The sequence below is a fragment of the Georgenia sp. X1117 genome (assembly GCF_057784635.1).
In genome coordinates this window covers 885,871-905,900 of sequence record NZ_CM173492.1, presented here as the reverse complement: position 1 = coordinate 905,900, position 20,030 = coordinate 885,871, and the positions used below count along the sequence as shown (strand labels likewise).

The 20,030-nt window shown below is 74.1% G+C and carries 20 protein-coding genes and 1 riboswitch; of the genes, 16 read left to right on the top strand and 4 right to left on the bottom strand.

Annotated elements, in window-relative coordinates; all coding sequences use genetic code 11:
• Window positions 1-4 precede the first annotated feature (4 nt).
• Window positions 5-1,093 carry a cytochrome d ubiquinol oxidase subunit II gene (gene cydB, locus AC3D3D_RS04135; protein ID WP_463660799.1) on the bottom strand — a complete coding sequence of 363 codons (1,089 nt, stop codon included), beginning with the start codon at window positions 1,091-1,093 and terminating at the stop codon, window positions 5-7.
• Window positions 1,094-1,116: 23 nt separating this feature from the next.
• On the bottom strand, window positions 1,117-2,622 hold the full coding sequence (locus AC3D3D_RS04130) for a cytochrome ubiquinol oxidase subunit I (protein WP_463660800.1): 1,506 nt from the start codon (window positions 2,620-2,622) through the stop codon (window positions 1,117-1,119).
• Window positions 2,623-3,092: 470 nt separating this feature from the next.
• Here AC3D3D_RS04130 and AC3D3D_RS04125 point away from each other — a divergent pair, with 470 nt between their 5' ends.
• The gene (locus tag AC3D3D_RS04125) at window positions 3,093-6,830 is read left to right on the top strand and encodes an Rne/Rng family ribonuclease (RefSeq protein WP_463660801.1); all 3,738 of its coding nucleotides are present in this window, start codon (window positions 3,093-3,095) and stop codon (window positions 6,828-6,830) included.
• Window positions 6,831-6,857: 27 nt separating this feature from the next.
• Here AC3D3D_RS04125 and AC3D3D_RS04120 read toward each other — a convergent pair whose 3' ends face one another.
• Entirely contained in the window at window positions 6,858-8,261 is a 1,404-nt protein-coding gene (locus AC3D3D_RS04120) for a DUF4921 family protein (protein WP_463660802.1), read from the bottom strand.
• A 214-nt stretch (window positions 8,262-8,475) separates the two neighbouring features.
• On the opposite strand from AC3D3D_RS04120, the gene rplU reads away from it, so the two are divergent.
• The 9 genes from rplU to AC3D3D_RS04075 all read left to right on the top strand — a co-directional run bounded on the left by rplU (window position 8,476) and on the right by AC3D3D_RS04075 (window position 14,876).
• On the top strand, window positions 8,476-8,793 hold the full coding sequence (rplU, locus tag AC3D3D_RS04115; RefSeq protein ID WP_463660803.1) for a 50S ribosomal protein L21: 318 nt from the start codon (window positions 8,476-8,478) through the stop codon (window positions 8,791-8,793).
• 82 nt (window positions 8,794-8,875) lie between these two features.
• Complete coding sequence (gene rpmA / locus AC3D3D_RS04110; RefSeq protein ID WP_463660804.1) at window positions 8,876-9,133, top strand: 50S ribosomal protein L27; 258 nt, start codon at window positions 8,876-8,878, stop codon at window positions 9,131-9,133.
• Between the two features lie 88 nt (window positions 9,134-9,221).
• A complete protein-coding gene (gene obgE / locus AC3D3D_RS04105) occupies window positions 9,222-10,742 on the top strand; it encodes a GTPase ObgE (RefSeq protein WP_463660805.1) in 1,521 nt (506 codons plus the stop codon).
• Between the two features lie 60 nt (window positions 10,743-10,802).
• The gene (locus AC3D3D_RS04100; RefSeq protein WP_463660806.1) at window positions 10,803-11,129 is read left to right on the top strand and encodes an ArsR/SmtB family transcription factor; all 327 of its coding nucleotides are present in this window, start codon (window positions 10,803-10,805) and stop codon (window positions 11,127-11,129) included.
• On the top strand, window positions 11,122-11,571 hold the full coding sequence (locus tag AC3D3D_RS04095; protein WP_463660807.1) for an SRPBCC family protein: 450 nt from the start codon (window positions 11,122-11,124) through the stop codon (window positions 11,569-11,571). The genes AC3D3D_RS04100 and AC3D3D_RS04095 overlap by 8 nt, the downstream gene beginning before the upstream one ends.
• Window positions 11,572-11,628: 57 nt before the next feature.
• The gene (locus AC3D3D_RS04090; RefSeq protein ID WP_463660808.1) at window positions 11,629-11,982 is read left to right on the top strand and encodes a nuclear transport factor 2 family protein; all 354 of its coding nucleotides are present in this window, start codon (window positions 11,629-11,631) and stop codon (window positions 11,980-11,982) included.
• On the top strand, window positions 11,979-12,320 hold the full coding sequence (locus AC3D3D_RS04085) for a TfoX/Sxy family protein (protein WP_463660809.1): 342 nt from the start codon (window positions 11,979-11,981) through the stop codon (window positions 12,318-12,320). The genes AC3D3D_RS04090 and AC3D3D_RS04085 overlap by 4 nt, the downstream gene beginning before the upstream one ends.
• Window positions 12,321-12,397: 77 nt before the next feature.
• Complete coding sequence (proB, locus tag AC3D3D_RS04080) at window positions 12,398-13,504, top strand: glutamate 5-kinase (RefSeq protein ID WP_463661058.1); 1,107 nt, start codon at window positions 12,398-12,400, stop codon at window positions 13,502-13,504.
• A gap of 66 nt (window positions 13,505-13,570) precedes the next feature.
• A riboswitch (SAM riboswitch) is annotated at window positions 13,571-13,682 on the top strand.
• A gap of 282 nt (window positions 13,683-13,964) precedes the next feature.
• Complete coding sequence (locus tag AC3D3D_RS04075) at window positions 13,965-14,876, top strand: hypothetical protein (protein ID WP_463660810.1); 912 nt, start codon at window positions 13,965-13,967, stop codon at window positions 14,874-14,876.
• Between the two features lie 266 nt (window positions 14,877-15,142).
• On the opposite strand, the gene trxA is transcribed toward AC3D3D_RS04075, so the two are convergent.
• Window positions 15,143-15,529 (bottom strand): thioredoxin, encoded by a 387-nt coding sequence (gene trxA / locus AC3D3D_RS04070; RefSeq protein ID WP_463660811.1) that lies wholly within the window; start codon window positions 15,527-15,529, stop codon window positions 15,143-15,145.
• A gap of 114 nt (window positions 15,530-15,643) precedes the next feature.
• On the opposite strand from trxA, the gene AC3D3D_RS04065 reads away from it, so the two are divergent.
• From AC3D3D_RS04065 to AC3D3D_RS04040, 6 genes are all read left to right on the top strand, one after another.
• Window positions 15,644-16,933: a glutamate-5-semialdehyde dehydrogenase gene (locus AC3D3D_RS04065; protein WP_463660812.1), complete on the top strand. Its 1,290-nt coding sequence runs from the start codon at window positions 15,644-15,646 to the stop codon at window positions 16,931-16,933.
• 99 nt (window positions 16,934-17,032) lie between these two features.
• Window positions 17,033-17,638, top strand: coding sequence for a hypothetical protein (locus tag AC3D3D_RS04060; RefSeq protein WP_463660813.1), 606 nt, complete (start codon window positions 17,033-17,035; stop codon window positions 17,636-17,638).
• Window positions 17,638-18,351, top strand: a complete 714-nt coding sequence (locus AC3D3D_RS04055; RefSeq protein WP_463660814.1) for a PspA/IM30 family protein — start codon at window positions 17,638-17,640, stop codon at window positions 18,349-18,351. The genes AC3D3D_RS04060 and AC3D3D_RS04055 overlap by 1 nt, the downstream gene beginning before the upstream one ends.
• Before the next feature lie 56 nt (window positions 18,352-18,407).
• Window positions 18,408-18,563, top strand: a complete 156-nt coding sequence (locus AC3D3D_RS04050) for a hypothetical protein (RefSeq protein WP_463660815.1) — start codon at window positions 18,408-18,410, stop codon at window positions 18,561-18,563.
• A 46-nt stretch (window positions 18,564-18,609) separates the two neighbouring features.
• A complete protein-coding gene (gene nadD / locus AC3D3D_RS04045) occupies window positions 18,610-19,191 on the top strand; it encodes a nicotinate-nucleotide adenylyltransferase (protein ID WP_488512422.1) in 582 nt (193 codons plus the stop codon).
• Window positions 19,188-20,003: a hypothetical protein gene (locus AC3D3D_RS04040; protein ID WP_463660817.1), complete on the top strand. Its 816-nt coding sequence runs from the start codon at window positions 19,188-19,190 to the stop codon at window positions 20,001-20,003. The genes nadD and AC3D3D_RS04040 overlap by 4 nt, the downstream gene beginning before the upstream one ends.
• Window positions 20,004-20,030 lie beyond the last annotated feature (27 nt).

Genomic DNA, 20,030 nt, shown 5'->3' with positions numbered 1-20,030 from the left:
CGGGTCAGCGCGGCTCGTCGGTGGGCCGAGGCGCCGTCACTTCCACCGGCAGCCCTGCGGCCTGCGCGGGCAGCACGTCGGCGTTGATGCGCTTGCGGAAGACCCAGTACGTCCACGCCTGGTAGGCCACCACGACGGGCACGAGGACGAGGGCGACGATGCTCATGACGACGAGCGTCGGGCCGGTCGCCGCCGCCTCCCGGATGCCCAGGGAGAAGGCGGGGTCGACCGAGGAGCGCATGACGTCGGGCGACATGATCCCGAAGATGAGCACGACGGCGGAGGTCACCGCCAGCGCGTTGCAGACGAAGGCGCGCCCCTCCTGCTCCCGGTGGGCGAAGAAGGCCGCGCCGACCAGGGCGAGCGCGGCCACGACCAGCGGCGCCCACGTCCAGGCGTGCGCCGAGTGGGCGAGCTGGGCCCACAGCGCCCACACCGCACCCACGGCCAGGGCGAGCAGGGAGAGCGGCTTGGCCGCCGCCGTCGCGCGCTCGTGCACGTCGCCGGCCGTCTTCCAGGCGAGGAAGACCATGCCGTGGGCGAGGAACAGGGAGGCGGTGAGCGCGCCGCCGAGGAGGGTGAAGGGGGTGATGAGGGAGAGGAGCCCGCCGGTGAGCTGGGCGTTGCCGGCGTCGTCCCGCACGATCTCCATGCCCTGGACGAGGTTGGCGAAGGCCACGCCCCACAGCACGGCCGGCACCCACGCCGAGATCGTGTGCAGCAGGTCCCAGCGCCGGCCCCAGGCCGGATCGCTGACCTTGCCGCGCCACTCGATGGCGCAGATGCGCACGATGAGGGCCACGAGGATGAGCAGCAGCGGCAGGTACATGCCGGAGAACATCGTCGCGTACCACTCCGGGAACGCGGCGAACATCGCGCCGCCGGCGGTGATGAGCCAGACCTCGTTGCCGTCCCAGTGCGGGCCGATCGAGGACAGCATGGTGCGCTTCTCGCGGTTGCGCTGCTCGGCGTCGCCACGGGGCAGGATCGTCAGCAGCATGCCGACGCCGAAGTCGAAGCCCTCGAGGACCAGGTAGCCGGTCCACAGCACGGCGATGACGATGAACCAGATCAGGGGCAGTGCCTCGGTCATGTCGGTCGGTCTCCCTCGGGTTCTCAGTACGCGAACGACAGCGGCTGGTCGGTGTCCTCGGGTTCCTCGACGGGCGCAGGGTCGATGCCCTCGCGCACGTAGCGGCGCACGAGCCAGTACCAGACGACGCCGAGCGCGGCGTAGAGCAGCGCGAACACCACCATCGAGGTGAGCACCGTCCACGGGCTGACGACGGTCGAGACGCCGTCCATGGTCCGCAGCCACACCTGGTCGACGGGGTTGTCCGGGTTGGGGTGGACGACCCAGGGCTGGCGGCCCATCTCGGTGAAGATCCAGCCGAACGACGAGGCGAGGAACGGCATCGGCAGGGAGATCAGGCACAGCCGGGAGAACCACCTCGAGCCGGTCACGCGCCCGCCGCGCAGCGCCCACAGCCCCCACACGGCCAGTGCCGCGGAGAAGACCCCCAGCCCGATCATCAGGCGGAAGGACCAGTAGGTGACGACGAGGTTGGGCCGGTAGTCGACGCCCTCGCCGTAGAGCTCCTCGTACTGGGCCTGGACGTCGTTGACGCCCGGCAGATAGCTCTCCTCGCCCGTGAAGTGGTTGGTGCCCATGAAGGAGGTGACGCCGGGCAGCTCGAAGAGGTGGATGGCGTTCTCGCAGTCGTTGGACAGGTCGCCGATGGCGAGGATCGACAGCGGGACGGCCTCGCCGCCGTCGCAGACCGCCTCGGCGGAGGCCATCTTCATCGGCTGCTGCTCGTACATGAGCTGGCCCTGGTGGTGGCCCGAGGCGATGACGGCGATGCCGGCCACGACGACGGTGACCAGGCCGAGCATCGCGCCGGGCCGCCACACCCGGCGGGCCTCGTCGGCCGCCTCCTCGCCGGTGCGGGCGACGCCGGTGGCCGGGGAGCCCTGGCCCCGCACGGTGCGCACGATCCACCAGCCGCAGATGCCGGCGACGAAGGTGCCGGCGACGAGGAAGGACGCCGAGACGGTGTGGGAGAAGGCCGCGACCGCCGTGTTGTTGGTGATGACCTCGAGGAAGCCGCCGACGCCGTCGAGCTCGGCCCGGCCGGTCTCCTCGTTGTAGACCGCGCCGACCGGGTGCTGCATCCACGAGTTGGCGGCGAGGATCCAGTAGGCGGAGAGGTTGACGCCGATGGCCACCATCCAGATGCAGGCCAGGTGCAGGCCCTTGGAGAGCCGCTCCTTGCCGAAGATCCACAGGCCGAGGAACGTCGACTCGAGGAAGAAGGCCGCGAGGGCCTCGATGGCGAGCGGGGCGCCGAAGATGTCGCCGACGAACCGGGAGTACTCCGACCAGTTCATGCCGAACTGGAACTCCTGCACGATGCCGGTGGCCACGCCGAGGGCGAAGTTGATGAGCAGGACCTTGCCGAAGAAGTTCGTCAGCCTGAGCCAGTGGTCCTTGCCGGTGCGCACCCAGAAGGTCTGCATGAGGGCGACCATCGGTGCCAGGCCGATGGTCAGCGGCACGAGGATGAAGTGGTAGACGGTGGTGATGCCGAACTGCCATCGAGCGAGGTCGAGTGCTTCCACGGTCCGTCCTTCTCGGAGAGCGTCTCGCGCAGGGTGCGCGGCTGCGACAAAGGTAGGAAGCAGGCCCTGCCGGACGGCGGGACCAAGGTCCCGCTTGGCGACGCCGCGTCAGTACCTCGGCATCGCGACGGTCGGCGAGGTCGTGTGCGCGAGGTTGCCGGGCCGGACGGGGGTCTGTGTGGGATACTCGCGAGGATCCCGGCGCGGCGCCGTTCCGCTGCGCGGGGGACGACGACGAGTCTCTCGTCGGTGAGCAGGGCCGGATCGCGCCGCCTCGGAGCGTCGCCGCGACCGGACTGTGCAGCCGACAGGCCGCAGGGCATCCGGTGCCCGCGGGGCCGCGAGGCGCGCCGCCGTGGCGTCCGCCGGTACCGGTGGGCCCTCACCAGGACTTCCGTCCGCGCTACCCGCGGACGACGACGAAGCCCGAGCGCCGAGGGACGGCCGGCGCTCCGGGTGGAAGGAACTGCATGTCGGACACCCCCGAGAGCGGCGCAGAGGCAACGAGCGTCGAGGCCGCGGGCAGCGAGGCCACCGCCGAGGCGACGACTGAGAAGCCGACGGCCGCGAAGGCGCCGACGACGAGGCGCCGCGCCCCGCGTCGGGCCACCGCGACGACGGCGGCACCGGCCGCCACCACCGACGACGCCCCCGCCACGGACGACGGCGAGGGCTCGGCAGCGTCGGAGGACGTCGGTGAGCCCGCCGCGATGACGACCCGGACCCGGTCGACCCGGACCTCGACGACCCGGGCCACGACGACCCGGACCCGCGCGGCGAGCACCCGCCGGTCGACCTCCCGGTCGACGACCGCCGCGACGACCACGGAGGCGCCCGACGCCCCGGCCGCCGAGCAGGACCCGAGCACGCAGGCCGGCACCGACGCGCAGGGGAGCACCGAGACGCGCGACGAGAACGTCCTGGCCGGCCTCTCCGCCGACATCGCGGCGCTCGGCGCCGGCGAGACCTCGGCCTCCACGCAGCCGGAGTCCTCGAAGCCGGAGTCCTCGAAGCCGGCGACCCGCCGCTCGACCACGCGCCGTCGGGCGACGTCGGCGACGCACACGGTCCCCGCCGCCGAGGCCGCCCCCGCCGAGGAGCCGACCGTGACCACCCCGGCGCCCGAGGCCGCCGAGGCTGATGAACGGGCCACCGCGACTGACGACGCCGAGCAGGCCCAGCCGGCCACGCCGCCCGCACGTCGTCCCGCCCGGCGCAGCCGCCGCGCGACCGCACCGGCCCGCGAGCCCGACCAGAACCTGGACGTGTTCGCCGCGCTCGGGGTCTCCTCCGACGACGCGGAGGAGTCGGCTCCGGCCGCCGCCCACGACACGACCGCCGACGACGCGAGTGACGAGAACGCGACCGCCGAGACCACGAGCGACGCGAGCGACGAGAACGCGACCGCTGAGGCCACGAGCGACGCGGACGATCAGCCCGGGGACGACACCGACACCGACGAGACCACCGGGGACGACACCTCCGACGAGGACACCGACGCGGACGACACCTCCGGCCCGCGGCTGCCCGCTGCCGCGCTGCTGTTCCAGGCGCCGACCCGCTCCGAGTCCCGCCCGCGTCGTCGTGCCGTGTCGTCCGGCGGCGCCCCCGAGCTGCACTTCGGCGCGCCGGCGGCGCCCGCGGCCCCGGACGCCGGGACCTCGTCGGACGAGGACCAGGACGCCACGCAGGACACCGACGACCAGGACGAGAAGGAGTCGGGCACCTCGAGTGGCTCCGGCGCACGCCGCGGCGGACGCGGCCGCCGGGCCGGACGGCCCCAGGGTGGGTCCGAGGCCGCCGGTCCCGAGCGTTCGGACGACCAGGACTCCCCGGGCTCGGACGCCGAGGGGACCGACGACGACGGCGGCTCCGAGGACGACAACGGCTCGGACGGCGCCGAGGGCTCGGACGGCGCCGAGGGCTCGGGCGGCAACCGCCGTCGTCGGCGCCGCGGGGGCCGCGGGCGTCGCAACCGCAACGGCGGACGCTCCGGCGACTCGTCCGGCAACGGCTCGGCCGGCGACGACTCCTCCGACGAGGACTCCTCCGGCGACGACGGGAACGAGGACGGCTCCGCCCGCTCGGGCCGGGACGGGGCCGACCAGGGCAACGGCCAGGCCCGCTCGCAGGACCGCGACGACGACTCCACCGACGACGACAACGGGGACAACGGCGACGGGGACTCCTCGGGCTCGAGCTCGCGGCGTCGCCGCCGGCGCCGCCGCTCGGGCGGCCAGGGCGACGACGGCGCCGCGCGCGCCCGCGACGAGGTCACCGCGCTCAAGGGCTCCACGCGCCTGGAGGCCAAGCGGCAGCGTCGTCGGGAGGGCCGCGACGCCGGTCGTCGGCGCACGACGATCAGCGAGTCGGAGTTCCTCGCCCGCCGCGAGTCGGTCGAGCGTAAGATGCTCGTGCGCGAGCGCGACGGCCTCAACCAGATCGCGGTCCTCGAGGACGGCGTCCTCGTCGAGCACTACGTCGCCCGGCACACGCAGACCTCGATGGTCGGCAACGTCTACCTCGGCCGCGTGCAGAACGTGCTGCCCTCGATGGAGGCGGCCTTCGTCGACATCGGCAAGGGGCGCAACGCCGTCCTCTACGCCGGTGAGGTCAACTGGGAGGCGGCCGGCATGTCCGGCCAGCCGCGGCGCATCGAGCAGGCGCTGAAGTCCGGGGACCAGGTCCTCGTCCAGGTGACCAAGGACCCCATCGGGCACAAGGGCGCCCGGCTGACCTCGCAGGTCACCCTCGCCGGGCGGCACCTCGTGCTCGTCCCGTCGGGCGCGATGACCGGCATCTCGCGCAAGCTGCCCGAGGGTGAGCGCAACCGCCTGAAGAAGACGCTCAAGGAGATCGTGCCCACCGGCGCCGGCGTCATCGTGCGCACGGCCGCCGAGGGGGCCACAGAGGAGCAGCTGCGCGACGACGTCGAGCGGCTGACGAAGATCTGGGCGGACATCGAGAAGAAGTCCTCCGGCAACGCCAAGGCCCCCGCCCTGCTCAAGGGGGAGCCCGAGCTGGCCGTGCGGGTCGTGCGCGACGTGTTCAACGAGGACTTCACCTCGCTGACCGTCTCGGGCGACACCGCCTGGAAGACGATCAGCGGGTACGTCAAGGACCTCTCGCCGGACCTGGCCGAGCGCCTGCACCACTGGACCGACGCCGCGGACCTGTTCTCCGCCCACCGGGTCGACGAGCAGCTCGCCAAGGGCATGGACCGCAAGGTCTGGCTGCCCTCGGGCGGGTCGCTGGTCATCGACCGCACCGAGGCGATGACCGTCGTCGACGTCAACACCGGCAAGTTCACCGGCTCGGGCGGGACCCTAGAGGAGACCGTCACCAAGAACAACCTCGAGGCGGCCGAGGAGATCGTGCGCCAGCTCCGGCTGCGCGACATCGGCGGCATCATCGTCATCGACTTCATCGACATGGTGCTGCCGGCGAACCGCGACCTGGTGGTGCGCCGCCTGCTGGAGTGCCTGGGGCGGGACCGCACCCGCCACCAGGTGGCCGAGGTGACGAGCCTGGGCCTGGTGCAGATGACCCGCAAGCGCGTCGGCCAGGGCCTCGTCGAGGCCTTCTCGACGCCGTGCGAGCACTGCCACGGGCGCGGCTTCCTCGTCCACGACCACCCGATCGAGCGCGGCGACGCCGCGGAGGCGCAGATCGCGGACTCCTCGGACAGCGGGTCGAGGCGTCGCCGCGGTGGTCGCGGCGGTCAGTCCGGCCGCGGGTCGGGCGGCAACGGTTCGGGCGGCAACGGGTCCTCGGGGGGCTCGTCGGCCGGCAAGGGCTCCGGGGGAGGCGGCGCGCAGAGCTCCGACGGCGCGACGGACAACCGTCCCGAGCCCGACCGGGAGGCCGTGCGGCAGACCCTCGCCCAGATCGCCGCGGCGGCCGCGAGCGCGCACGACCGCGAGGACAGCGAGGGCAAGGCGGAGGAGCAAACTGCCGAGAAGGCCGAGAAGGCCGAGAAGGCCGAGAAGGCCGAGAAGGCCGAGAAGGCCGAGAAGGCCGAGGTCTCGTCCGACGTCGCTGAGGAGACTCAGCCCGAGCCCGAGCCCGAGCCCGAGCCCGAGCCCGAGCCCGAGCCCGAGCCCGAGCCCGAGCCGGCGCCTCGCAAGCGTCGCTCCCGCCGGGCGACCAGCGCGCCGGCCGCCACCGCCACCGCAGCCGGCACCGTCACCACCGAGGCGGCGGAGTAGGACCCCTCCCGGGCGCCGGCCCGACCCTCAGCGCACCAGCGGGTGGTAGCGCAGCGGGTTGGGCCGGCACTCGGCCTCGGTGGCGATGCGCATCTCCGCGGCGACCGTCCCGGCGTCCCGCAGCTCGTAGAGCCGCTCGACCACCCGGTCGCGCAGCGACCACGGGTCGATGGTGTTGAGGTAGATCTTCGTGCCGCCCTCGAAGCCGGCGAGCGTGGAGACGCGCCACTTGAGCATGATCCGCCAGGGCATCGGCTGGTCGACGTCGGCCGGCTGGTGGTGCCACTCCTCGTTGCAGGGCACGAGCGCCCCGGTGGCCGCGTGGCAGGCGTGCACAAGGTCCGAGACCCCCGCCAGCTCGGCCGGCGCGTGCTCCCAGGGGGCCGTGCGCGCCGAGCGCGAGTAGATCTCGAGGGTGGGGTAGCGGTGCCCGAACCCGGCGAAGGCCACCGCATGGTCGTTCTCGGCGACGACGAGGTTCTGGTACTGGGCGAGGTTGACCGCCGCGTCGTTGAACAGGTTGGGGTTCGCGCGCAGGCGCTGCAGCTCGAGCTCCGTCTGCACCCCGCGCTCGTCGATCGCCACCAGCTGCTTGTGCAGGTGGTCGAAGGACGCGCCCGCCGGCTTGAGCCAGTTCTGGAAGACCGCGACGTAGCGGGCGTACCGGTTGGCCGCGTACAGCGACCGCATCGCCTCGACGGTGAAGGCCGTGTAGCGCAGGTGCTCGTCGGGGGTGAGGGTGCCCGAGGAGGCCAGGTCGGCGTCCGTGGTGGCGTCGTCGGTGAAGTGCCGCCGGGCCACCACCACGTCGTGCCCGCCGCCGAAGAAGCCCGTGGCGTGCCGCAGCCGCTCCGCGTCGTCCATGCCGGCCCACGTCGTCTGGTCGTCGCCCGCGGCCCGTAGCCGCTGGTCGACGACGGCGGCCACGTGCGCCTCGCCCTCGGGCGTGGCCAGGTACCGCTCCCGACGCCGGTCCACCGCCTCGGGCACCTCGTAGCCGTAGTTGGCGTGCCAGTAGTCGAAGGAGAGGATCTCGAACAGGTTGGGGATCCGGCGCAGCTCGGCCACCGTCGCCGTCAGCTCCGCGGCCGGCAGGTCGCGCAGCAGCCGGTGCCCGGCCGGGGCCACGACGTCGTCGATCGGCCCGGCGGGTCCGCCCGGCCCGGTGGGGGTCGACGTCGCTCCCGCATCCCGCACGAGCCGCGCCTTCTCGGGCGGGGTCTCGAGGTAGCGCAGGTGGCAGAAGGCGCAGTGGCGCCCGTCCTGGTCGTGGTCCAGCGGTCGGGGCTCGGCGGGCGGGCGTCCGATCGGGCGGTGCGCCCGCCCCGGTACCGTCCACACCTGCGTACCGGTGATCGGGGAGACCTGCTTGACCGTGCCGTCGGCCATCCGCGTGAGCGGGGCGGCGCCGGGCGTGTGCGGCTGGACCATCCGTGCACGCTATCGCCGCACGGGTGGGCTGTGCGGGATCACACAGGCCGTCCGGCGCGGGAGCGCGCGCCTCAGCCTTGCCGACGCCGCGGGCGGTGCGTAACCTAGGGCGTCGGCGCGCGCTGCGCCGTGCAGAACGAACCCCACGTCGCCCATCGGGCCGTGGCGCGTCCGCAGCAGCGGACGCGAGGGTTCCCAGGACGAGATGACAGAGATGAGCAGCAACGTGGTCTACGCGATCGTCAAGGCCGGCGGCCGGCAGGAGAAGGTGTCCGTCGGCGACGTCGTCGTCGTCAACAAGGTCGACGGCGCCCCCGGGGACACCGTCGAGCTCACCCCGATCCTCCTGGTGGACGGCGAGAAGGTCACCACGACCGCCGACGGCATCTCCGCCACCGTCACCGCCGAGATCGTGCGGGCCGAGAAGGGCCCGAAGATCACGATCATGCGCTACAAGAACAAGACGGGCTACCGCCGTCGGCAGGGCCACCGTCAGTCGCTCACGCGGCTGAAGGTCACCGGCATCAAGTGACCCGCGGCCCGGCGTCAGCCGGGCCGGCACCCCCACAGCGACAGCGCGCGAGCGCACCACCCACGGAAGAGAGCACAGCGAGATGGCAACGAAGAAGGGCGCCAGTTCCTCGAAGAACGGCCGCGACTCCACCGCGCAGCGCCTGGGCGTCAAGCGCTTCGGCGGCCAGGTCGTCCAGGCCGGCGAGATCCTCGTGCGCCAGCGCGGCACCCGCTTCCACCCGGGCCTCGGCGTCGGCCGCGGCAAGGACGACACCCTGTTCGCCCTCGAGGCGGGCGCGGTCGAGTTCGGTCGCCGTCGCGACCGCCGCGTGGTCAGCATCGTGCCCGCGGAGGCCTGAGCAGCACCGCACAGACACCTGTCAAGGGGGCGGACGGCATGATGCCGTCCGCCCCCTTCGTCTACCACCGACACCCCAGGAGGCCCAGATGGCCAGCTTCGTCGACCGGGTCGTCCTGCACGCCGCGGGCGGGAACGGCGGCCACGGCGTCGCCTCGATCCGCCGGGAGAAGTTCAAGCCGCTGGCCGGGCCCGACGGCGCCAACGGCGGCAACGGCGGCGACGTCGTCCTCGTCGTCGACCCCCAGGTGACCACGCTGCTCGACTACCACCACTCACCCCACCGGCGCGCACCGGGCGGCGGCCAGGGCGCCGGCGACATGCGCCAGGGCGCCAACGGCACCGACCTGGTCCTCGGCGTCCCCGACGGCACCGTGGTGAAGTCCCGCGACGGGGAGGTGCTCGCCGACCTCGTCGGCGAGGGGACGTCCTTCGTCGTCGCCGCCGGCGGGCGCGGGGGGCTCGGCAACGCCGCGCTGGCCTCGCCACGGCGCAAGGCCCCCGGCTTCGCGCTGCTCGGCGAGGAGGGCGAGGAGCGGGACGTCGTCCTCGAGCTGAAGTCGGTGGCCGACGTCGCGCTCGTCGGCTTCCCCTCGGCGGGCAAGTCCTCGCTCATCGCCACGATCAGCGCCGCCCGCCCCAAGATCGCCGACTACCCGTTCACCACGCTCATCCCCAACCTCGGGGTCGTCATGGCGGGGGAGGAGCGGTTCACCGTCGCCGACGTCCCGGGCCTCATCCCCGGCGCCTCGCAGGGCAAGGGGCTGGGGCTGGAGTTCCTCCGGCACATCGAGCGCTGCGCGGTCATCGTGCACGTCCTCGACTGCGCCACCCTCGAGCCCGGGCGCGACCCGCTGACCGACCTCGACACCATCGAGGCCGAGCTCGCGGCCTACTCCGCGGACCTCGACATCGCCGGGGCCGCCGCCCCGCTGATGGAGCGCCCCCGCATCGTCGTGCTCAACAAGATCGACGTCCCCGAGGCGCGCGAGCTCGCCGAGTTCGTCCGCGGCGACCTCGAGGCCCGCGGGCTCCAGGTCTTCGCCGTCTCCACCGCCACCCACGAGGGGCTGCGGCCGCTCACCTTCACCCTGTCCGCGATCGTGTCCGAGGCGCGCGCCGCGGCCGCGCAGACCGTGGCCCCGCGGGTCGTCCTGCGCCCGAAGGCGGTCGACGACGCCGGGTTCACCGTCACCCGCAAGGGCTCCGCCGACGAGCCGTTCTTCGTGGTGCGCGGCTCGCGCCCCGAGCGCTGGGTCAAGCAGACGGACTTCGCCAACGACGAGGCCGTGGGCTACCTCGCCGACCGTCTCGCCCGCCTCGGCGTGGAGACCGAGCTGATGAAGGCCGGGGCCGTGCCCGGGGACACCGTGGTCGTCGGCCCGGCCGACGGCGGCGTGATCTTCGACTGGGAGCCGACGATGACCACCGGCGCCGAGCACCTCGGCCCGCGCGGCACCGACCTGCGCCTCGAGGGCGAGGGGCGGCGCACCCGCGCCGAGAAGCGTCGCGACTTCCACGAGTCGATGGACGCCAAGGCCGCCGCGCGCGCCGAGCTGTGGACCGAGCGCGAGGCCGGGCACTGGGCGGACCCGGCGCGGGAGGACTGAGCGCGGAGGATTCACCCATGGCCTTGTGTACAATCGCTGACTTGTATTAGATTCGACGGCATGCAGGATGCCGACCTCGACCTGGCGCTGAGGGCGCTCGCCGACCGCAACAGGCGGGCGATCCTGCGCACCATCCGCACCGCCCCGACGCCGGTGGGCGCCGTCGCCGAGGAGCTCGGGCTCTCCCAGCAGACGACCTCGCACCACCTGGGGGTCCTGCGCGAGGCGGGCCTCGCCACCGCGACGCGGGACGGCACCCGCCACCTGTACGCCGTGCGGACCGACGGGCTCGCCGCCGTGCGCGCCTACCTCGACGACTTCTGGCCGGCGAGGCTGGCCGCGCTCAAGGACGCCGTCGAGTCGGGGGAGCGGGCCGATCATGGCTGAGTTCACCGGTTCCGTCGAGATCGAGGCCGCCCCCGAGGCGGTGTTCGACCACCTGGTGACCGCCGACGGGCTGACGGCCTGGCTGGGGCGCAACGCCGACGTCGACGCCGTGCCCGGCGGGCGGTTCGCGGCCGACGTCGCCGGGTACCCCGTGCGCGGGGAGTACCTCGTCGTCGAGCGCCCCGCGCGCGTGGTCCTCACCTGGGGCTTCGCCGGCAACGACGACCTGCCGCCCGGGGCCTCGACCGTCGAGGTCCGCCTCACGCCGACCGCGACCGGGACGCGCGTCGACCTGTGCCACCACGGGCTACCCGAGACCGAGGTCCCCGGCCACGCGGACGGGTGGGGGCATTTCCTGCCGCGGCTCGCCCGCGCCGGCACCGGCGAGGACCCCGGCCCCTCCGCGTGGCTCCCGGCGCCCGACCTGCCCGGCGACGCCTGAACCGACGCCCGACCCGACCGATATCGACACGATCCGCACGCGAGCAGGGAGCAGCAGATGGCACGCAGCACGGCGCAGGAGACGGTGACGGCCTACCACCGCGCATGGACCACCGGTGACATCGAGGGGGCGATGGAGCTGGTCGCCGACGACATCACCTGCCGCGCCCCGGGGGTGGACCTCGACGGCAAGGACGCCTACGCCGAGTTCATCGGGGGGTTCGCGCCGATGCTCACCGGCATCGGGGACATCGCCGAGCTCGCGGACGGCGAGCGGGTCGCCCTGTTCTACTACCCGCAGACGGCCACGACCTCGACGACGCCGGCCGCCGAGCTGTTCACCGTCCGCGACGGGCTCATCCGGGACAGCGTCCTCATCTTCGACCGCCTCTCCTACGGCCCGCCGCAGTGACTCCCGCGCAGTCCGCCCTCGTCGAGCGGGTCCGCGCGCTCCTCGTCGGCGAGACCGTCCGCGAGGTCTCGATGTTCGGCGGTCGGTCGGTCATGGTGGACGAGAAGATGATCGCCGCGGCCCGCAAGGACGGCGGGCTGCTCGTGCGCGTGCCCGCCGAGGACCACGACGAGCTGCTCCGGCGCCCCGGCGCGACGCAGGCCGAGATGGGTGCGGGACGCTCGATGGGCCCGGGCTGGATCGAGGTCGACGGGGACACGATCGCCGACGACGACCAGCTCGCCGGTTGGGTCGAGATCGCGATGGCGCACCGCCGGGCGTCCGCCGGCGGTCAATGACCCGAGCCGGCCCCGCGGACGCGCACAATGTCCCCGTGAGCTTCCCGACCGTCCACCGGCCCCTGGCCAACCGCGCGATGCTCGCGCGCGCGAGCTGCGTCGTCGTGAAGATCGGTTCCTCCTCGCTGACCCGGCCCGACGGCACTCTCGACCTCGAGCGGATCGGCCAGCTCTCGACGCTGCTCGCCACCCGGGCGGCCGCCGGCCGGCAGGTCGTGCTCGTCTCCTCCGGCGCGATCGCGGCGGGGATCGCCCCGCTCGGGCTCTCCGCCCGCCCGAAGGACCTGGCCACGCAGCAGGCCGCGGCCTCGGTAGGGCAGGGGATGATCCTCGCCCGCTACACCGAGGCGTTCGCGCGGCACGGCCGGCGCGTCGGGCAGGTCCTGCTCACCGCCGACGACCTCGTGCGCCGCCAGAGCCACGTCAACGCCGCCCGTGCGCTCGACCGGCTCCTCACCCTCGGGGTGACGCCCATCGTCAACGAGAACGACGCCGTCGCCACCGACGAGATCCGCTTCGGCGACAACGACCGCCTCGCCGCCCTCGTGGCCAACCTCGTCCGGGCCGACGCGCTCGTGCTGCTCACCGACGTCGACGGTCTCTACGACGGCCACCCCCGCGACCCCGGGAGCAGCAGGATCCCCCTCGTCCGCGGCCCGGAGGACCTCGAGGGCATCACGGTCACCGGTCGCGGGTCCGCCGTCGGGACGGGTGGCATGGTCACCAAGCTCGAGGCGGCCGCCATCGCCACCGGCTCCGGCATCCCGGTGGTCCTCACCGACGCCGACCACGCCGGTGACGCCCTGGCCGGCCGGCCCGTGGGCACCTGGTTCGCCGCCCGGGCTCGCCGCATGTCCGCCCGGCGGCTGTGGCTCGCGCACGCCGCCCGGCCGCGCGGCTCGGTCGTCCTCGACGCCGGGGCCGCCCTCGCGGTGGGGGAGCGGCAGCGGTCCCTCCTGCTGCCCGGCATCACCGACGTGGTCGGCGACTTCGAGGCCGGCGACGTCATCGAGATGGTCGGGCCGGACGGGCTCGTCGCCCGCGGCGTCAGCGGCTACGACTCGCGCGAGCTGACCGAGCTGGTGGCCGCACCGGCCCGGCGTCGGGCGAACCAGCGCCCGGCCGTGCACCGCGACGACCTGGCGGTCATGCGCGACGTCGGGGGCCGAGCCCGCCCGCGCTGACCGACAGGTGAGACGACCGGGTGGGTGCGTTGACGCGGGGCGGCGCGGCTGCCTAGTGTCGCCACAGGTCTTGAGAACCAGTGCGAAGCCCCGGCTCGCTGGTCGGCAACCCTCCTCGTGTGGCGGGGGTGCTCCGGGTGATGACCTGGCCCCACGTCAGTGGGGCAAAGCCCGGCGCACGAGGCGCCCTTGCACGAAGGATCCGGACATGATGCAGCAGGTGAGCACCCACCGATCCAGCTCTGCCCTCCTCCCGGCGATGATGATGTGCATGCGCCCGGGCTGTCGGCGAATGTCGGCCTGACAGCCCGGAGAACCCAGCGACGCCTGCGCTCCCGCGCCGCGTCAGACCGGACGGGCGGCGACCCCCGCGACGAGTGGCACGTCGTGGCCGCATGCCCTCCGGCGCACGCACAGCCGTCGGCTCACCCGACGGCGGGACCCTGTGAGGACCCCAGCCATGAGCATCAGCCTGACCCGTACCCCCGTTCCCACCGCCGACGTCGACGCCGCGCGTACGACCCGCACCGACGCCGCCCGGACCAGCGAGCCCCGCACCACCCCGGCCACCGAGGGTTCGGCCGCCGTCGGTGGCGCCCTCGCCCTCGACCTCTCCGGCCTCGGCGCGGCCGTCTCCGACCCTGAGGACGACCTGCCCGTCGACGCCGCCGACCTGCCCCGGCTGGCCCGTCAGGCCCACGCGGCCCGCGCCGCCGGCGTCACCGAGGTCGCGCTCTCCCCGACCTTCCACCTGCGCTCGGACGCCCCGTGGCGCACCGAGCCCGGCGCCGACGCCCGCCGCACCGGCGAGCGCCTGACCGACGCCGGCGTCGACGTCCTCCTGCCCGGGGCACCCGCGCGTGAGCAGGCTGCCGCGACCGCCGGGCTCACCGCCGCCGGTGCGCGCCGCGTCGCCGACAGCCGCGCGCGGACCGCAGGCGCGGCACCGACCGCCGTCGGCTCGCGGCTGCGCACCGCCTCCTACGTCGACAGCGTCGAGGAGGGGCTGGCCGCCGGTCGCGCCGGCGGCACGGCGGTCGTGCGGGCCATCCACCACGCCCGCGTGAGCGAGTTCGTGGCCGCGGTGCGCCGCGGCGCCGAGGAGGCCGGCACCACCGTGCGGGTGCTCGTCGAGCTGCACGTGGCCATCGCCGAGACCCGCGAGCGGGCCCTGGCCCGCGCCGAGCTCGTCGCGGACATCGCCTCCGTCGAGCGGCGCACGCTGCCCTGGCAGGGCGCGGCCGCGGTCATCGGCTCGGTGGAGGACGTGCGCGAGGAGGCCCAGGGCTTCTCCGCCCTCGCCGACGGCCTGGTGCTCGTGCCGATCTCGATCCCGGCCGATCTCACCGCCATCCTCGACAACCTGGTCTGACCGGCCCGCGCCGAGGTGGACCCTTCTCGGTCCGGAAGGACCTCGAGAAGGTCGACCTCGGGCGGGCATGGTCCACCTCGGTGCGAGAACGCGCTGAGGTGGACCCTTCTCGGCCCAGATGGGCCTCGAGAAGGTCCTCCTCGGACGGGCATGGTCCACCTCGGTGTGAGAGGGGCCGGAGACAGACAGAGAAGGGACCCGGGACCGGCAGCACGCCGGTCCCGGGCCCCTTCCGCGCGCCTGCCGACGCGGGGTGCTCGCGGAGGTCAGGCCTGCTCGGCGTCCCCGTGGCCGGCCTCGTGCTCGGCGATCTGCTTGCGGATCTCGTCCATGTCGAGCTCGCGGACGGCCGTGAGGATCTGCTCGAGGTTCTTCGCCGGGACCGCGCCGGGCTTGTTGTAGACCAGCACGCCGTCGCGGAAGGCCATGAGCGTGGGGATCGAGGTGATCTGCAGCTGGGCGGCCAGCTCCTGGTTCGCGTCGGTGTCGACCTTGGCGAAGGTGACGTCCGGGTTGGCCTCGGAGACCTTCTCGTAGACGGGCGCGAACTGGCGGCAGGGGCCGCACCAGTCGGCCCAGAAGTCGACGAGCGTGATGCCCTCGCCGGAGATCGTGCCCTGGAAGTCGTCCTGCGTGATCTGCGTGGTCGCCATGTGGCGCTCCCTTCGTCCGTGGGCGTGCCGCCCGTGGGGGACACGCGTCTTCCATCGGGTCCAACCCGGAAGACACCGCGCCCATTCCCGCCGCCGCGAAGGTAGTTTTGCCGCATGACTGCAGCCACCGAGACCGCCGACGTCCGCGCGGCCGTCCGAGCGATCTGCGCCGAGGCACGCACGGCCGGCCGCGCGCTCGCCACCGCCACCCGCGCCACGAAGGACGCCGCCCTGCACGCGATGGCCGACGCCCTCGTGGCCGGCACGCCGCGCATCGTCGCCGCCAACGCCGAGGACCTCGCGCGGGGCCGCGACGGCGGCATGAGCCCGGGCCTGCTCGACCGCCTCGCCCTGGACGCCCCCCGCGTCGCCGCGATCGCCGACGCGCTGCGCGAGCTCGCCGCCCTGCCCGACCCCGTCGGCGAGGTCGTGCGCGGCTCGACCCTGCCCAACGGGCTGCGCCTGCGCCAGGTGCGGGTCCCGATGGGCGTGGTCGGCATGATCTACGAGGCGCGCCCCAACGTCACGGTCGACGCCGCGGGACTCGCGCTGAAGTCGGGCAACGCCGTCGTCCTGCGGGGCGGCTCGGCCGCCGCCAGCTCGAACGAGGTGATCGTCGAGATCCTCGGCGAGGCGCTGGCCGGCGTCGGGCTGCCGCCCGAGGCCGTCCGCTCGGTCGACGCCCACGGCCGCGCGGGCGCCGTCGAGCTCATGCGGGCCCGCGGCCTGGTCGACGTCCTCGTCCCGCGCGGGGGAGCGGGGCTCATCCAGACCGTCGTCGCCGAGGCCTCGGTGCCCGTCATCGAGACCGGCGTGGGCAACGTCCACCTCTACGTCGACGCGAGCGCGGACCTCGCGCAGGCCGTGCCGATCATCCTCAACTCCAAGACCCAGCGCGTGGGCGTGTGCAACGCCGCCGAGTCCCTCCTCGTCCACCGCGACGTCGCCGACGAGCTGCTGCCGGCGCTCTACGCCGCGCTGGCCGGCAAGGACGTCACCGTGCACGGGGACTCAAGCGCCGAGGCCCTGGCCGAGGGCAGCCCCGTGACCCACGTGGCCGCCACCGAGGAGGACTGGGGCACCGAGTACCTCTCCGCCGACCTCGCGGTGCGGGTCGTCGACTCCCTCGACGAGGCGCTGGACCACATCCGGCGCTGGTCCTCGGGCCACACCGAGGTCATCCTCACCCGCGACACCACCTCCGTGCACCGGTTCACCACGGAGCTCGACGCCGCCGCCCTCATCGTCAACGCCTCCTCGCGGTTCACCGACGGCGGCCAGTTCGGGCTCGGCGCCGAGATCGGGATCTCCACCCAGAAGCTGCACGCCCGCGGCCCCATGGGGCTCGGCGAGCTGACGACGACCACGTGGATCGTCGAGGGGCAGGGGCAGATCCGGGAGTAGCCCGCGCTCCTCCCACAGCGAATGTGCGGGCGCCGCCCGTGCCGAGCCCCGTATCCTGGACGGACCGCCGATCGCCCACCCACCCGCGCTGGAGGCCACATGCCCGAGGTCGTCGAGGTCCTGCTGTGGATCGCCGGCATCGGCGCGGCCACCACCGCGCTCGGGGTGGGCGGGATCTGGTACGGCGTGCGCCGGCTGAGCCGGAGCAAGGGCCTGCGCCGCCGTATCGAGCAGGGTGAGCTCAACGTGCGCGCCCTGTCCTCGGACCCCACGGTGCGCGAGGTCGCCAAGCACCGCCTGGCCATGCGCCGCTCGACCGACGCCACCGCCAGCGCGCTGGCCGCGGCCAAGGAGGCCCGCCGGCCCGTCGGTGACCTGCCGCAGGTCGCCGACGATCTCGAGCGCGCCTACCGGGAGATCGACGACGACCTGCGCGTCGTCGAGAGCGAGCCCGACGCGGCCATGCGGCACCGCCTGCTCACCGACCTGCTGCCTGACATCCGTACCCACGAGCGACTCTCCGGCGACCTGCGCCGGTCGCTGCTGCGCTCGCGCTCGTCGGCCTCGACGCCGGCCCTACAGCGCGCGGCCGACGACCTCCTGCTCGAGGCCCAGGCCCTGACCGCGCTCGGCGACGGGGAGACGGACCGCTCGGGCGGGGGGCAGGACCGGGTCCGGCGCTCCCGGCGCGCGCAGGAGGACTGATGGGCGTGGGCCGCCGGCTGTTCGGCATCGGCCGCGCCGAGGGCGGGGACCGGCGTCGGCGCCGGCGCCGCGGCGAGGAGGAACCGGTCGACCCGGCGGCGGGCATCGCCGAGGCCGTGCGCGGGCAGCGCCTCGCCGTCGACGACGCCGCCCGCGCCGTCGGGGAGCTGGCCGTGCAGCGCCGTCGCACCGAGCTCCTGCACGAGCGCGCCGAGGACCAGGTCGCCGGCCACGAGCGGGCGGCCCGGGTCGCAGTCGGGAACGGGGACGACGAGGCGGCGCGCGCCGCGCTCGGCCGAGCCCTGGAGGCCGGCGGTGTCCGGGACCGCCTGGCCGACCAGGTCGCCGCGCTCGTGCACAAGGAGCAGGCCCTGCGCGCCGACCTCGCCCGGCTCGAGGAGCACCTGCGGGAGACCGAGTCCCGGCGTCGGGCCCTGGCCGCGGACCGGGAGGTGGCCCGCGCCTCGGCCCGGATCACCGAGGCCATGCGCGCCGACGTGCCCGGATCGGCCGAGGTCTCCATCCGGGCCGCCGAGCGGGAGGTCGCCGAGCTCACCTCCCGCCGGGAGGCCTGGGAGGAGATCGCCCTGACCGACGCCGGTTCCCACCAGGCGCGCGCGGAGTTCGAACGGCTGGGCCGCGAGGCCGAGATCGAGGCCGAGCTGCGCCGGGTGCGCGGCGAGACCGGGCAGATCGGCCGTGGTGAGACCTGAGGACGCCGGTGGCGTGCGAGACTGACCCTCGAACCTGACGACGAAAGGGAGATGCGATGGCCAGCTCGCTGGTGCACATGTCCGGTCCCACCACGGCGGAGCCGATGCTCACGAACCTCAACGCCTACGTCGGCGGCGGGATCGTGCTGGCGATCCTGCTCATGCTCCTGCTCATGACCTGGGCGTTCCGGTCGATCAGGACGCGCCACTGACGTGAACGCCCGCTCGCACCGGGGGCGACGGCGCCGCGTCGGCCTCATGGGCGGCACGTTCGATCCCATCCACCACGGCCACCTCGTCGCCGCGTCGGAGGTCCAGCACCTGCTGGGCCTGGACGAGGTGCTGTTCGTGCCCACCGGTGTGCAGCCGTTCAAGAAGGATCGGAAGGTCACCGAGGCCGAGCACCGCTACCTCATGACCTCCATCGCCACGGCGTCGAACCCCCGGTTCACCGTCTCCCGGGTGGACATCGACCGGGAGGGCGACACCTACACGATCGACACGCTGCGCGACATCCACGCGCAGATGCCCGACGCCGAGCTCTACTTCATCACCGGCGCGGACGCCCTGTCGCAGATCCTGGCCTGGAAGGACGCCGACGAGATGTGGGACCTCGCCACGTTCGTCGGCGTCACCCGGCCCGGCCACGACCTCGTGGCCGAGGGACTGCCCGAGGGGCGCGTCAAGCTCCAGGAGGTGCCCGCCATGGCCATCAGCTCCACCGACTGCCGCAGGCGCGTGCAGTCCGGCAAGCCCGTCTGGTACCTCGTGCCCGACGGCGTGGTGCAGTACATCGCCAAGCACCAGCTCTACCTCGACCCCTCGACGGTGGCGTCATGAGCGAGGAGAACGCAGGCACCGGACAGGCCGACGGCGTCGGGCCGGCCGAGGGCGAGGCGCGGCCGCTGACCCGGCGGGCACTGCGCGAGCGGGCCAACCGCGAGGCCGCCGCGATCGCCGAGGAGGCCCGACGCACGGCTGCCGCCGAGCGGAGCGCGCGCGACGACGAGGCCGCGGGCGGTGACGATGTTGCGGAGGGGCGGACCACCCCCGACGGCGCGCCCGCACCACCACCGCCGCGGGAGATCGACGAGCTCGGGCCCGAGCCGACGGCCGTGCGGCCCTACCAGCCCATCGACGACGACGGCAGGCCGGTGCCCCCGGCGCCGCAGGAGGCCGACGACCGCGGTCCCGAGCCCACCGTCGTGCGGCCCTTCCGGCCCATCGACGACGACGGCAGGACGGCACCGCCACCCCCGCCGGCACCGGACGAGGCGGCGCAGGCCACGGCCGCTCGGTCGGCGGCAGGTGCCGCGGCGGACGCCGGCGCGGACGGCCCCGGCACGGACGGCCCCGGCACGGACGGCCCCGGCACGGACGACGCGGTGGACGCCGGCAGCACGGACACCGACCGCACGGGCACCGACGACGCCGGCACGGACAGCACCGACGAGGACAGCGAGGGGGACGCGGTGGCCAGCTCACGCACGGCTGCGCGAGGTACGTCGTCGTCGCGCGAGGGCAAGGTCCGGCGCAAGGACCGCCCCGTGCGTCCGGTGCGCTGGTGGCGCGGGATCGCCATCGTCATCCTGCTGGCGGCGATCTTCTTCGGCGTCGGGGCCGCGATCGGCCTGTACCTGTTCGGCCGCTGACCGACGCCGCCGACCCGTACCGCCCCG